Consider the following 13,175-nt stretch of genomic DNA (forward strand, 5'->3'; position numbering starts at 1 on the left):
GTCGATTTTCAAACAAGCTGAGGAAATAAAAAATCCCAGGTAAAGGTAATTTTTTATTTCTGCTGTGGCTTTATCGATTGAATATTATACAAAGCATGACAGAAAATAATTTTAAATTGATATATTTCATCCCGGCAACTCATCAGACCATAATTTTTAGTTACTGTGTTTTAAACAAATAATTTTTTACTCACCAATGAATAATTTACCGTGTCGTAATTGTTCGAATTTCTGTCGCACCAGTGCGATCCCTTAAACCAGCTCTTTGTTAACCTCAAATCACTTGTTGCGGTAAAGCCCGATATGAGTTACCGAGCATTTCTTAGCAGAAATATCAGGCAACTGATGGTGACAGCTTAAGTAACTAAAGACCTTAACGACAACAAGAACATAATAACTATAAACAAAGTGCAGCAGCAGTTCAGACAATGCCCGCTGCCGATAAAAAGGAAGAAAGTACATGATCAAAAGCAAAATTGCTTTAGCACTTGGCTTAAGCTTATTAACCACAGCTGCCATGGCAGCCAAGCCAGTTAATTCCATCATGAATGCCAGTGCTCAGGCCAATGCCTGGGGCAAGGACAGGGTATTACAGAATATCGCCGGTAAAGCCCAGTCACGCGCCATCGACCTGGTAGAGCTTGATGCCCAAAGTATTATGTTAGACAGTGATGAAATCAGTCTGAGCGTTAACGGCCGCGATCTTACGATATTAAAGAACAGCGCCAAACAAACCGGCAACGGCACCCTGATTTGGGCGGGTAACATCCTGGAAACCGCCAGCGCGACTACAGGTTTAGACCCGCGTAATTCCGTCACTTTTGTCCGTAACAATAATAAAGTGACCGCCAATATCCGTCTTGAAGGTGAGCTGTATCAATTACGCCCGCTGGCAGGTTCTGGTCATGCCCTGATCACGGTTGATGAGAGCCAGGCACCGGCAGATCACCCGGCAGAGTTCGACCATATCGCCAAAGCCGCCAAGCAGGACATAAAAGCGGCAATCCAGGCCAAACCGGGCACTGATCCGGGCACACCACCGGATCCGGGACCGACTGAAACGATTCGTATCATGGTACATTATACGCCGGCAGCAGCGGCCGCCAGCGGTGATATCAACGGCTTGATTGATTTGGCTATTGCCGAAACCAACCAGGGATATGCCAATGCCGGTGTGACCATTAATATGGAACTTGCCGGTAAATACCAGGTGAACTACACCGAAAGCGGCAGCTTTGAAACCGATCTTGCCCGTTACCGTGAAACCAGTGACGGCGTGATGGATAACATCCACAATACCCGGGATCAAATCAGCGCTGATGTCGGTATGCTGATGATAGACAACGGCCAATATTGCGGCTTGGCTTCCGGTATCGGCTCAACGGCAGAAACCGCTTTTGCCGCGGTACATTATGACTGCGCCACTGGCTATTACTCTTTCGGTCACGAGGTCGGCCATCTGCAGTCTGCCCGCCACGATCCGAAGAACGATCCGACCAAAACCCCTTATGCCTACGGCCACGGCTACCAGGCCGACCGTGCAGGATGGCGCACCATTATGGCGTATAACTGTCGCCGCGGTTGTACCCGTATCAACTATTGGTCAAACCCTTTTGTCCAGTATAACGGTGACGTGATGGGCACAGAAGCCAGCAGCTTCAACGCTTTGGTATTAAATACCACCAAAACTGAAATTGCGGCTTTCCGTTAAGCCTGTGCTTAACGAGTAAACGAAGGCCGGACACAGCCCTAACTGAGTCCGGCCTTTTTTGACTTGTTTATTTCTTCTGTTAATTCGTTGCATAAAAAGATAAACAGGCCCTAATCAAGCCCCCAGTGTTTTTGCATTTCATAGTATAAAAACGAAGCGGTCCAGGTGATCAGCACCAGCCCGGTTAATGACTCAATGCCGGTCAAATACCTTAAATCTCCCTCCGGCTGGATGTCGCCAAAGCCTAAGGTGGTAAATACAGTAAAGGAAAAATAACCGCAGTCCAATAAACTGCCGCTAACATTGCCGCTCAGGTGCCCCCAACCTTCAACGCTGTTGAAAAAATAATAAGCGAAAGCAAAAATCCAGATCTCAAAGGCATGTGCCGTTAAGGCGCCAAGCACGCCAATGACAATCCGGTACCTGTGATGTATTTTCATTTTCGGGATATACAGGCTCAGACGGTAAAGAAATTCGTAATGTACCAATACCGATACAATCACCACCAGGCTATTGATTAAAACCAGAGCTATCATTTGTTCCCCTTCAACCGGGATTGCTTATTCACTGCGCATGACGCTAGATTAAGATAAAAGTTCTTGGGTAACAAGCATCTAGATAGCTGTTTCCCTCCGGCTCCCTGACAGTCTATGGCTTTGTTTGCATTTAGTGTTGCTGTTAATTCTTCTGCGGTATGAAAAGTTCAGCTATACGGGGGATTATCACGACATCAGGATTACTAGCCAGTAGCGATGAAATGTATGAATTGCTAGTGACGGACAGGTAAACACTAGCGCTTAAGTTAACATGCGTGAACAGGAAGGCAATTCCTCTCAGGGTTGCCAGGATTGCATTTAGTACCGGACGGGTTATTGGCATAGTTGAAACTCTTATTGCCGTTAACCCGCCCGGCTTTTGCTCTGTTTACCTCATAGTCAATCTTACGTAGTTAACATTACTTCTTGCGGCTGAGCACTCTCCAGCATGCTTGCATCTCGCCTATTTTCTCCCGGTAGCCGATAACCTGATATTTGAGCCAATAGCACAGGTGCCTGATACCTTCACTGGTGTGCTCCGTGATGCATTCGGGCTCGCGGGTAACCGCTGCGAACGCATCGAACAGGAAGGCGCATTCTTCACTGAATTTAGCAAAATCGTCACCAAGATTGACAAAATCGCTCGACAGCTGTTCTCTTTTGATTGCATCCTCAGTGAGTGGTAGGTTTGATTCAGACATGACGGTTTCCTCCCTTGCCGGTTAACTGCGTATAGTTGCTGGCATAAGCTGATGGTGGCTGCCTGACGGTGGGGGGTGGTATATTTTCTGTTAAAGAAACTTTAACCGAGTGAAACTCTGGCATATCATTAGATTTAGCCATGATGGATACCTCGTATATCTGTTGTGGTTAGCTGTCTCTGAGTGTTGGTCCACTTAGGGGCAGCGCTTGGTTTATCTGCTGGTTCTCTGCTTTAAACACCTCCACTGACGGGGAATTCACCTGTTAGTGATAGTACAAAATACCGGAAAAATCTCCCTGGGTTGGAATTTAATGTTTATGCTAATTGTCCGTACTGTATTGATAGCAGTACGAACACACCAACCATATGAAAGATATGAATAAAAATAGAGGTTGATGGCTTGTTACAGGGCAGCAACAGTCAACGAAAATATAGCCCAGTCTATTGTCAGGATAAAACCTCACTCTGAAATGAATTATAAACGGGCAGCCGTTAAAGCTGCCCGCCTCCGGTAGTACTTTGTTATTTACCTTGACTGGCCTGAGACATATAACTGCTATACACCCAGCCGTAAGAGGTATGCTCACCTAATACTCCGCCAAGCTCCATACCTTTAGGGCTGCGCCAGTCGTCCATGATTTCTGCAAGTACCGAGCCCCAAGTAGTCACCTTCACCCCCGCCTGAGTCATGCGGGCAATCGCTGCCTGTTGTACCGTGTCATTCCAGGTACCGGAAGCATCAATGACCGCATAAACATCATAGCCTTCCGCCACAGCGCTTAGGGCCGGGAATAACAAGCACACGTCGGTGACCAGACCCGCCATAATGATTTTTTTACGGCCGGTTTTTTCTATGGCTTTTTTAAATTCCGGTGATTTCCAGGCATTGATTTCCCCCTGGCGGTTAATCACAGGGGCATCGGGCAGGTTTTCCAGGATATCCGGCATGATGGGACCGTTTGGCCCGCCCGGATAACTGGAAGTAATAACACTGGGTAAGTCCAGTACTTTAGCCATGGCGGTTAAGCCGCGGATATTGTTTTTTAGCAACATAGGATCGAGATCCCTGACCCCTACCAATAAACCGGTTTGATGGTCAATCATCGCCAGCATGGCATTGTCCGGGGTTAGGGTTTCAGAAAATTTGTTTGCCACCGGCTCAGTTTTAGCCCAGCTCATAGAGCTCAAAGCCAGCGTTGCAGCGGTTAATAACGCAGTAAAGGTTTTAAATTTTTTCATGATTACTCTCTTAGTTAGTCTCTTGGTTAGTGAATGTAAGTTGGAGTGCATCAGCAGGCTCTGAGCCAGGCTTTTTCTCCCCGGGTTTCTCTCAATATCAGCACACATAAATCAGGATGATTTTACTGTCCGATATCGCTTTAATGGTTAAGCCGTCACTGCGCACCAGGGTGCGGGGCTTCACCGTCTGTCCGTTAAAGCTGGCCGAGCCTTTAACGATATAGGCCATCACTTTGCCCTTGTGCTCCAGTTGCTCGCCGGCCAGGGGCTGGGCAATATCAATTGCAGTTTTGCTGGCAAAAGTGTCTTCTTGCCCTTCGCTGCCGCCGTAAATACGCATGCGCTGTCCTGCTTGCGGCTGATAAACCTTGTAACCGGCTTTCTGCCCGGGTTGCTCAGGCAACACCCATAACTGGATCATGTTATTTTCTTTGTTGTCGGGATTGATTTCGTTATGGCTGAAGCCTTCGCCACCGGCGCGCTGCACCTGCACCGAACCGGCATTAAGCTGCTGGCCGTGCTCCAGCGAACCGGCATGGCTGATGCGCCCGTCCACCATCACAGAAATCACATCTACTTCCCGGTGGGGGTGCAGTCCGGTTTCCCCTTTGGGCTTAAAATTGGCATCCGCCAGATAAACAAAATTGCCTATGCCGCTGGCGGCAGTCGGGTGGACCCGGCCACGGTTCATTTTTGGGTCGATCACCAGTTGACGTTCTCTCAGTCCGGCAAAGCCCCCTTGGGGCAGATCGTTAAAGTGTAATAATCGCATTGGCGCTCTCCGCTTGGTTTTAGGTTCTGCTAAATGACGGATCACAGCTTATCTAATTGCACTAAATGGATATATAAGTTAAAAAGTAAATCAATGTTCTATTTGGAGTAACAAACAAGAGGTAAAGGTGAAAAACTTAAATGATATGTTGGTATTTGCCACCGTTGTCGAGAAAGGCAGTTTCACCGCTGCTGCCCTGGCCTATGACTTGCCCAAGTCCAATATCAGCCGCAAAATTACCCGGCTGGAGCAAAGTCTGGGGGCGCGCCTGCTGGAGCGCTCTACCCGCGCCCAGCACCTGACGGAGGTGGGCAAGGTCTATTACCAACATTGCTTACGCATTCAGGAAGAAATGCAAAGCGCCGAGTTGTCGGTGAATACCTTAATGGCCTCCCCTAGGGGTAAACTTAAGATCTGTACCTCAGTTGCCGTTGGCCAGGGCCTGCTCTCCCCCTACCTCGCCGGATTTAAGCGCCTCTATCCCGAGGTACGGCTGGAGCTCAACCTCAGCAACCGCCGGGTAGACTTAATTGAGGAGGGTTATGATTTAACCTTGAGGGTCGGTGAACTCGAAGACTCTAACCTGATGGCGAAAAAACTCTGCAGCCGGGAGCTTTACCTTTATGCTTCCCCGGGATATTTAACGTCGGTGAAGATGAAAGCCGGTGATTTTCACTCCCCCGAGCAGCTTGCAAACTTAGACTGCTTATTGATGACCAGCCTGGACAGTAAGCAGCAGTGGCAGCTGTACCAGGGCAAAAAAAGCTGTCGGGTAGAGATCCAAGCGGCCTTTTGCTGCGATGATTTTAATGTCTTGTGCCGCCTGGCCCAGGATGATGCCGGTATTACGGTATTGCCTGATTATATTGGCCAGCAGGCGGTTAATCAGGGAACCCTGGTGCGTATCCTGCCACAGTGGCACTATAAAAAAGCCGATATTTACGCCCTTTATCCCAGCCATAAAGGTGCCATGCCTAAACTCAGGGCGCTGCTCGATTACCTGGAAACTAGCTTCAAGGCGAAGGAGCCATAAGTATCCAAAATTTTTCAGGTCAGCAATAATGCGATAAAACCAGAAATGACTATACCGTCGAAAGTACCGGCACCGCCTATGCTGGCCGTGCCCGCCCTTAATTGAACAATTTGTTTTAAATTAAGAAGATCAGCACCGATTAACGGCCCGAGAATACCGGAGCAAAAAGCCACCGCCGAGGGGTTTTGCGGATAAAATAACAGCCCGCAAAGCCCGGCAATAATGCCGGGATAAAAAGCCGGTAACAAGATGCCAATCCCGGGTTTTACTTTAGACAGGCGGTAGCAGATCACGACATTAATAATAATGGCCGCCATCGCCATCAACAGTCCCCCGGTCATGGATAAACGCCCCAGCTGGTACAGGGCAAGCAGTAAGGGCACCAGACAACCGCCGACATTAACGGCAATCACCATTTCATTTTGTTTTAGCCTTAACGGCAAAAACCTGTGCTCTAAGCCATATAACTTCAGCCAGTTGGACTTGATTTCTTCGCGAAAGCGATAACGCTTCAACGGGATATTAATAAAACTGCCGACGACAATCGCCAAAATAATAAACAAGCCGAAAAAAGGCGGGATACCAAGTTTCACCAACGCCAGCAACATAATATCCATAAAGATCAATGGCCACAAAACCAGCAGCAAAAAGAAACAAACAAGGGCAAAGAACCCGGCGGGCATGTTAGGACCTCATATAAGCTGTTCCCCTATAGTTGATCATAAGCCATAATTTTTAACTGCCGACAAACCGGCGCTAAAAAATGGCAAAATAAAGCAATAGCCGCAAGCAACTGCGGCTATTGCCCGGGCAGAAAAAATAGTCAACCCCGACCGGCAAGGCTACCATTTTTCCTTTTTATGGCTGTTGACCATTTTAGCAAACGCCCTTTGCTGCTGTTTCATGGCATAAGTGCCTGCATCACGGCGCTGTAAAAAAGCATCCTCCTTCAATAATTTTTGATAACCGGCAAACTGCTCTTCGCTCAGGCTGCCGTTTGTTATCGCCGCCTGCACCGCACAACCGGGCTCTTCGCCATGATGGCAATTGCTAAACTTGCAGGCATGCGCCAGTTCATCAATTTCGGCAAAAACCTGCTTAATGCCCTCGGCTGCCCCGGGTAGCTGTAATTCCCGCATACCCGGAGTATCGATAAATGCGACCTGCTGCTCACTGAAAAACAGTTGCCGGCTGGTGGTGGTATGCTTGCCTTTACCGTCATCGCTGCGGATCTCCCGGGTGAGCTGCTCTCCCTTTGAAACAAGATTGACCAGGGTTGATTTTCCCACGCCGGAAGAGCCCACCAAAGCTATGGTATTGCCGGGATGAAAATAAGCCGATAGCGGCGCCAAGGTTTCTAGCTGATGCGCACAAACCGCGTGCACTTCACTGATGCTCAGGGAGCGGATCTGCTTAAGATAGGCTTCTTTGTCGCCGAGATCCGTCTTTGTCAGTATCACCACAGGCTCAACGGAAAATTCATAGGCCAGTGCCAGATAGCGCTGCAAGCGTTTGAGGTTAAAGTCTTCATTGGCGCTGGTAACTATCCACAGATAATCGAGATTGGCGGCTATCAGCTGGTGTTCATGCCCCGAGTATCGCTCAATACGGTTTTTCGCCATCAGGATGTTTTCGATGTAAAAGTGCTCATGCCGCCTGCGTGCCAGCACCCAGTCTCCCACGGCAAGATGCTGCCTGACCGGCAGAAAGTGCTCGGGACACATTAAGGTCTGTTCCCCTTGCTCCCCTATGGCATCGATACGGCTTCGGTAAATAGCACTGATACGAAAAGGCTGCGGACCGTTTTCCGTCAGGGTGTCGGCTAAAGCCATTTGTTGTAAAAAATAGTTTGACCAGCCAAGTGGCTGTAATTTAGAAAAATTCAATGTTTTGCTCCGGCAAAAGGTAATAGAAAAAGTGAGGGCCGGACGTAAGAGATCGCTTAATGCTTAGTTTCCTGATTTGTCATCAGTTTATTAAGGAAACGGGCACGAATAAGCGGGATCACAAAGATCGCTTGATATGAAAAATATAAAAACGGTAGAACGATAAAATGGTAAGCAAGGACTTGCCTTAACTTATCAGGTTTAACGCAAATTTATCACTAAAAGCCAAAATAAAATGGCAGATAAACTTTTTCAGCTCAGATCTTTGTCGCCGGCGTTAGGTTGAAGACTATCATCAAATTCTCCTTGTTGATTAAATTGGTTAACTATAAATAACGCCCAAATAGTGATTGAAATCGCCCAAAGAGTCAAACACTTTTATTGCACTATGGATTAACTTAAGCATGAGATAGCAGGTTAAGAGCAGATAACCTGCCGGGTTTACAGCATGGGATTGCCGGTACCTGTAAGCGATAACCGCCTGTTGTGTTTTTTTCGCTGCTTAAGGTTCATAGTCGCCAAAACGTGAAACTTTAACCGCCTTGCTGCAAAAGTAGAGCCGGACATCCAGATTGAACATGGACGTTTTTACTAAAGTCTGTTTTTGGTGCCCAGCCCCACTTTCTGAATGTTTAAGCCCGCTCTTCCATAATAAGTAACGATGATAATGTCTCTTGCGGTCCGACCTTAGCAGCCCCACCGATAATGTACATTTTATCATTAAGCGTTATGGCGCCATGACCATGCCTGGGTTGAGGCATATTCAGCTCTTGTGTCCACGAATCTTTGACCGGGTCGTATGCCCATATTTGGCTAAATGCTTTTCCTGTTCGCCAATTCCCGTTAGGCCCGAATGCCTCTCCTCCTGCGACAACTATCTTTTTATTTAACACTACAGCAGTTAAACCGGCCAAGGCAGCCGGCAAAGGTTTAATAGCTTCCCACTTGTCAGCTTTAGTGTCGTACACTTCAGCAAACTGCATGTTTTGCGCTTTAGTGCCGGCTTTTCTACCGCCAATAACGAATATTTTCTTGTCCAATACTGCACAAGCCGCAGAGTTTCTGGTTATTGTCGCTGGCGCAGCTTTTTCCCAATGCTTGTTGTCTACGAGAACAAAATGACTATTCGTATCTATGTTTCTTCTCGCCAGCTTATCAAATGTCTTGCCACCGATAACGTGAATATTCTCAGCATGAGCAGCATAAACAGATTCAGCCAATGGAATAGGCAAAGACGGAGCTGATTGCCAGGCTTTTCCATTCGCTGCTAACTTGTAAACACTGTCTTTTGCTTGCCATGCATTCCCCTTACTGCCATAAAAGCCGCCAATGCCATACAAGTACTGCGAATTACTGGCCATGCCAAGGTGATGCCGCGCTTCTGGCAGCTTAGCACCGTATCGCCAGCTATTCCTATTCGGCGTATAGATATGCACCTGGTTGGAAGGCGCCAGCCCGAAGAATACCGGGCTGTTGCTGGGAATAAAGCCACCGGCAACATAAATCTCGCCATTAAATACGCTTGGATATATCTCTTGAATGGGGGTATTCAGTGCATTGCCCTGTGTCCAGGAAAAGCGCTCCGATTTGGCGAATGCGCTGGAACAATAGAAATAATCAAAACTCATAACGGTTGTCATTCCGAGAGTCCTTAAAAACCCCCTTCTAGATATTTTCATCAGCATTATTTTCCTTTTTCTGTGCGTATGATACCGGCATCATCTGCTGGTTAAAGTGCTCTTATAGTGACCAGGTAATATTATTAATACAGTAAGCCATAAACTTAAAGAATAATTGAATAAAACTTTGCTTCCTGTACTACCAGGAAGAGAAAGCATTCATTGCCATAGCCACAACACCTGAAAAAGATGCTAAGAATGAAAAAGCACTACACCGGAGATGGTCGTGAGCTTCAAGCTTTATATCCTGGTTGCTGGGGAGACCTGGTTTATTAGAGGTTTCGGACGATTAGGCTGGATGGCATATTTTCTTGCCAATGAAGAGAGAGCAGGTTACCGGGATATTATCTCCTTCAATAACCTGCTTTAATTAATGACTACTTTTCACTCAGGTAAAACACACCAAACTTATTGTGATCAAGATCCCTGAAATAAGCGGCATAAACACCCGGCTCACGCTCTTCCGGCTCCCCTTCACAGGTACCCCCCAAGATCAGGGCAGTTTTATAAACATTTTTCAGGTGGTCGAACGATTCGGCTTTTAGCCCGATCATAGTACCATTGCCGTTACTTGCCGGAAGGCCGTCAAAAGGTATACATACCGCAATACCGACACTGTTCGTTTCCGACTTCCACAAAACGGAGCTATCATTTTTTATTGTTTGTTTAGCGCCAAAAAGGGCCAGCAAGGAATCGTAAAATTGTTCGGCCTTGGCCAGGTCATTAGTACCAAGAATGATATTAGTTACCATAAGACTTCCTTATAATGAACATCTACCTGTTTAGCATAGCTCTTGCAGCTCTCGCAGATAATATACTTGCAGATAATTTAATAAATAAAAAAATACCGCTAAGTGAAAGCAAGAGTCGTGCCTTAGTCAAATTCAACAATTTTCTGACAGTTTATTTAAAGTAACCTTGCAGCTCGGTTTTAAAGAGCTTGTTGTATAACTTGTTATATAAACTGCTGTTGATTTGATCCGCCAGCTTGGCGTCCCTGATAGCAATTTGCGTCAGGTCATCTTCACGCTCAACCGTAAGTTTCGGCACCGGCCCGGTCAACGTCATCCTGTGGTTGACGATACATTGCCCGGCCACCACCATTAGTGGGTTTAAGTGATTTTTCACCGCCTGCTCTACCTGGTATTTATAACCGGGTTTACCGAAATCGCTGCAGATCAGGTTAACGATCACCCAAGTATCGGCGCTTAACAGGAAGTAACAGCCGAGCAAGGGACTCTTGGCAAATAAACTATTGTCTATCTCCCAGGGTTTCTGGAACAAACCTTTCACCGCCTGCATCTCATCCCAGTCTTTTTTCAGCAGGTATAAAGTGATTAACAACCGGGAAGTCATACCGATAATTGACGCGGCGGTGCCTGTGGCCGCCCCCGCATCCAAAAAGATCCCCGCGGCTTTGGCCGTCGCCTCCACGGCATAAATACCGGCATGGGCGGCGCAGGCATTCCTTTCCCTTTCTATCAGGGTTTTCACCGCCAGAAAAGCGGCTGTGGGATCGCCGGGTAACAAACCTTGCCGGGCATTTTTAATGCTGTGGGCCGAACGGGCAGCAGAAAGTGCCAAATAACTGTTATAAGTCGCCATAGAGGTCGAGTAGGCCAGCCCGACCCCTGGAGCTATTTCAGTGATAAATTCCGATAAACTTTTGCCGAGAATATCTTTGATCAGCGCCATCATCCCGGGATCATTAACCGCATTACCCAAGATCAGGTTCACCAGGTTTTTCGCCTGGCTATATGCGGCACTGCCGACACTGCCCGCCTGATAAACAGAAGTTGTCACTTCATAAGCGGTATAAAACTTACTGGAGAGTTTTATTTCCCGCCCCTGGAACAAATGGACAATATATTGACGACGGTGATCTTGCAGGTAGCGGATTGCCGTTTGATCCAGCTCACTTAACTCAAACTCGTTATTGATTTGCTTGATTAAGTCGCTGACCGCGCCATTGGTATTACGTATGCTGTTTTTCCAGGCGACACCTTTTTCTTGCTGCCAGATGTCAACGGCGGTGGCGACTTCCTGTCTCAGGGCTGGGCTTCTGCCCCGCAGATGATAACATTTGAGCTTATTATCGATATTTTTCAGGGCACTGCTTCTGGGCTTATTGATCCCGGCTTTGGTACGCTGCATCCACAGCGCATATTCCATCAGTTCTAACATGATCTGATCCTAACAACTCGGTTTTCCCTGCGTTTAGCGCATCGTTCATACAATAAACACCGGGAGTTATGCATATAAAACGCCGGCTACACGGGTTTCGTGGAAACTCATGTCCGCCAGCGTTATTCATTCCGTCACCGAAAATCAGGATTTATTTTCTTATCTTACAGCCCGGCGTAAATACTTTTACTCCGGCTATAAATGCTTCCCTGCCCCTATTATTCTTATGCTCTGTGATGGCAACAAAGGTGAGCCATTAGCAAGTAATCCAAAATAATAACAAATTAATTTAACGAACTGGTATTACTTGTGTTTAAAGTCGGCATCACAGTGCGGGCAGGTGTTTACGCTTGCCGTAATCACATTCTTAGCTTTTTTGCTGTTGCCGGTTGTGCAGCTATTGTTACTTTTTCTTACTATAAGTTTATCTTACCTCGTTGATGTTTACATTTTACACTGATAATTTTAACATTTATTAAACACAAAATAAGGATGTAAAATGAAAAAGACACTTGTCACCGCCGCCGGTACCGCATTATTACTCTCGGTATCAACGACCAGTTCAGCCCTGCCCGACAGCAATACTCACGGATTCATTTATTATGCGGCCTTACATGAAGCCGGTTTATATAACGGCGCGGAATTCTACCGTCGCGATTTCCCCAACAGGGATCTATGGGCAGACGGTACCTTGCAGAAAATTACCCATGCCAGATACAATGCCATCGACAATCCTATGGTGGAAGCAACCAACGAAGCTCTTACCAAACTGGCAAACGATGAAGGTCTGAGCATAAAATATAAAAATGTCTATACTTCCGGAACCTTAACGACCAACTTCACCCCCAGCAGTAAGCCCAATACCCTCAACTTTACCATTAACGGCATTAACCTGACCGGTTATGCCAAGGTCGAAAAAAGCTGGTACGCCGAAGGCACCATCAGAGCGAATATCAATAACATCAACATCACAGGCGAATATGACTATTTCAACGGCGTTGTTAATGTTACCGACTTTCACGCCCCGCTAACGGCAGATGTTGATGTTGACCTGAGTATCCCGATCATTGGCGATATCTTAGATCCCCTGGTTGATTCTATCGTCGACGATAAAATCAATTCACAGCTGCCGGCAGATCTGAACTATCTCTATAATGGCGGTGACGCATTCAGCTTGTCGTTTTTTGGGGTAAAAGAATATATCCCGCTGAACGAACTCATGTTCCAGGGAATAGATTACGGGCAGGTTATCCGGGACAAGTTAGCTAAAGAGACCATCATCAACGACAACTTCTCGTTCTCCGTCGGCAATATCGTCGTGCATAAACAATCCCTGGCGGTCACTATCGGCAACCTGACTTATAAACGCTGGACCACAGGCGGCAAGCGGGTTTGTACCCTGGACGGCAATCCTGATTGCACCCCTTATTAA

Annotated in this window: 13 protein-coding genes; 3 read left to right on the top strand and 10 right to left on the bottom strand. The window is 47.0% G+C overall.

The features are described 5' to 3' along the window. Nucleotides 1-460 precede the first annotated feature (460 nt). Nucleotides 461-1,711, top strand: coding sequence for a M12 family metallo-peptidase (locus QL234_RS13430; RefSeq protein ID WP_281558341.1), 1,251 nt, complete (start codon nucleotides 461-463; stop codon nucleotides 1,709-1,711). A gap of 110 nt (nucleotides 1,712-1,821) precedes the next feature. Here QL234_RS13430 and QL234_RS13435 read toward each other — a convergent pair whose 3' ends face one another. The 5 genes from QL234_RS13435 to QL234_RS13455 form a co-directional block, all read right to left on the bottom strand. After that, nucleotides 1,822-2,247 carry a potassium channel family protein gene (locus QL234_RS13435; RefSeq protein WP_281558342.1) on the bottom strand — a complete coding sequence of 142 codons (426 nt, stop codon included), beginning with the start codon at nucleotides 2,245-2,247 and terminating at the stop codon, nucleotides 1,822-1,824. Between the two features lie 419 nt (nucleotides 2,248-2,666). After that, entirely contained in the window at nucleotides 2,667-2,948 is a 282-nt protein-coding gene (locus QL234_RS13440; protein ID WP_281558343.1) for a hypothetical protein, read from the bottom strand. Further along, a complete protein-coding gene (locus QL234_RS13445) occupies nucleotides 2,941-3,090 on the bottom strand; it encodes a hypothetical protein (RefSeq protein ID WP_281558344.1) in 150 nt (49 codons plus the stop codon). The genes QL234_RS13440 and QL234_RS13445 overlap by 8 nt, the downstream gene beginning before the upstream one ends. 382 nt (nucleotides 3,091-3,472) lie before the next feature. Next, nucleotides 3,473-4,189 carry a hydrolase gene (locus QL234_RS13450; protein WP_281558345.1) on the bottom strand — a complete coding sequence of 239 codons (717 nt, stop codon included), beginning with the start codon at nucleotides 4,187-4,189 and terminating at the stop codon, nucleotides 3,473-3,475. A 97-nt stretch (nucleotides 4,190-4,286) separates the two neighbouring features. Continuing rightward, the gene (locus tag QL234_RS13455; RefSeq protein WP_281558346.1) at nucleotides 4,287-4,961 is read right to left on the bottom strand and encodes a pirin family protein; all 675 of its coding nucleotides are present in this window, start codon (nucleotides 4,959-4,961) and stop codon (nucleotides 4,287-4,289) included. A gap of 127 nt (nucleotides 4,962-5,088) precedes the next feature. Here QL234_RS13455 and QL234_RS13460 point away from each other — a divergent pair, with 127 nt between their 5' ends. Continuing rightward, nucleotides 5,089-5,994 carry a LysR family transcriptional regulator gene (locus QL234_RS13460; protein WP_281558347.1) on the top strand — a complete coding sequence of 302 codons (906 nt, stop codon included), beginning with the start codon at nucleotides 5,089-5,091 and terminating at the stop codon, nucleotides 5,992-5,994. 14 nt (nucleotides 5,995-6,008) lie between these two features. On the opposite strand, the gene QL234_RS13465 is transcribed toward QL234_RS13460, so the two are convergent. The 5 genes from QL234_RS13465 to QL234_RS13485 all read right to left on the bottom strand — a co-directional run bounded on the left by QL234_RS13465 (nucleotide 6,009) and on the right by QL234_RS13485 (nucleotide 11,743). Continuing rightward, entirely contained in the window at nucleotides 6,009-6,611 is a 603-nt protein-coding gene (locus tag QL234_RS13465) for a DUF1614 domain-containing protein (protein WP_281558348.1), read from the bottom strand. A 225-nt stretch (nucleotides 6,612-6,836) separates the two neighbouring features. After that, complete coding sequence (rsgA, locus tag QL234_RS13470; protein ID WP_281558349.1) at nucleotides 6,837-7,880, bottom strand: ribosome small subunit-dependent GTPase A; 1,044 nt, start codon at nucleotides 7,878-7,880, stop codon at nucleotides 6,837-6,839. Nucleotides 7,881-8,512: 632 nt separating this feature from the next. Next, nucleotides 8,513-9,520, bottom strand: a complete 1,008-nt coding sequence (locus tag QL234_RS13475; RefSeq protein ID WP_281558350.1) for a kelch repeat-containing protein — start codon at nucleotides 9,518-9,520, stop codon at nucleotides 8,513-8,515. A gap of 416 nt (nucleotides 9,521-9,936) precedes the next feature. Continuing rightward, complete coding sequence (locus QL234_RS13480; RefSeq protein WP_044832002.1) at nucleotides 9,937-10,311, bottom strand: hypothetical protein; 375 nt, start codon at nucleotides 10,309-10,311, stop codon at nucleotides 9,937-9,939. Between the two features lie 151 nt (nucleotides 10,312-10,462). Then, the gene (locus QL234_RS13485; RefSeq protein ID WP_281558351.1) at nucleotides 10,463-11,743 is read right to left on the bottom strand and encodes a hypothetical protein; all 1,281 of its coding nucleotides are present in this window, start codon (nucleotides 11,741-11,743) and stop codon (nucleotides 10,463-10,465) included. Between the two features lie 499 nt (nucleotides 11,744-12,242). On the opposite strand from QL234_RS13485, the gene QL234_RS13490 reads away from it, so the two are divergent. Beyond that, nucleotides 12,243-13,175, top strand: coding sequence for a hypothetical protein (locus QL234_RS13490; protein ID WP_281558352.1), 933 nt, complete (start codon nucleotides 12,243-12,245; stop codon nucleotides 13,173-13,175).

It is taken from the genome of Thalassomonas sp. RHCl1, from assembly GCF_947387555.1.
In the GTDB taxonomy this organism is placed as follows: Bacteria; Pseudomonadota; Gammaproteobacteria; order Enterobacterales; family Alteromonadaceae; genus Thalassomonas.

Coding starts and splice junctions, on each gene's coding strand:
- QL234_RS13430 (WP_281558341.1), top strand. CDS start 461: ATGATCAAAAGCAAAATTGCTTTAGCACTTGGCTTAAGCTTATTAACC.
- QL234_RS13435 (WP_281558342.1), bottom strand. CDS start 2,247: ATGATAGCTCTGGTTTTAATCAATAGCCTGGTGGTGATTGTATCGGTA.
- QL234_RS13440 (WP_281558343.1), bottom strand. CDS start 2,948: ATGTCTGAATCAAACCTACCACTCACTGAGGATGCAATCAAAAGAGAA.
- QL234_RS13445 (WP_281558344.1), bottom strand. CDS start 3,090: ATGGCTAAATCTAATGATATGCCAGAGTTTCACTCGGTTAAAGTTTCT.
- QL234_RS13450 (WP_281558345.1), bottom strand. CDS start 4,189: ATGAAAAAATTTAAAACCTTTACTGCGTTATTAACCGCTGCAACGCTG.
- QL234_RS13455 (WP_281558346.1), bottom strand. CDS start 4,961: ATGCGATTATTACACTTTAACGATCTGCCCCAAGGGGGCTTTGCCGGA.
- QL234_RS13465 (WP_281558348.1), bottom strand. CDS start 6,611: ATGGATATTATGTTGCTGGCGTTGGTGAAACTTGGTATCCCGCCTTTT.
- QL234_RS13475 (WP_281558350.1), bottom strand. CDS start 9,520: ATGACAACCGTTATGAGTTTTGATTATTTCTATTGTTCCAGCGCATTC.
- QL234_RS13480 (WP_044832002.1), bottom strand. CDS start 10,311: ATGGTAACTAATATCATTCTTGGTACTAATGACCTGGCCAAGGCCGAA.
- QL234_RS13485 (WP_281558351.1), bottom strand. CDS start 11,743: ATGTTAGAACTGATGGAATATGCGCTGTGGATGCAGCGTACCAAAGCC.
- QL234_RS13490 (WP_281558352.1), top strand. CDS start 12,243: ATGAAAAAGACACTTGTCACCGCCGCCGGTACCGCATTATTACTCTCG.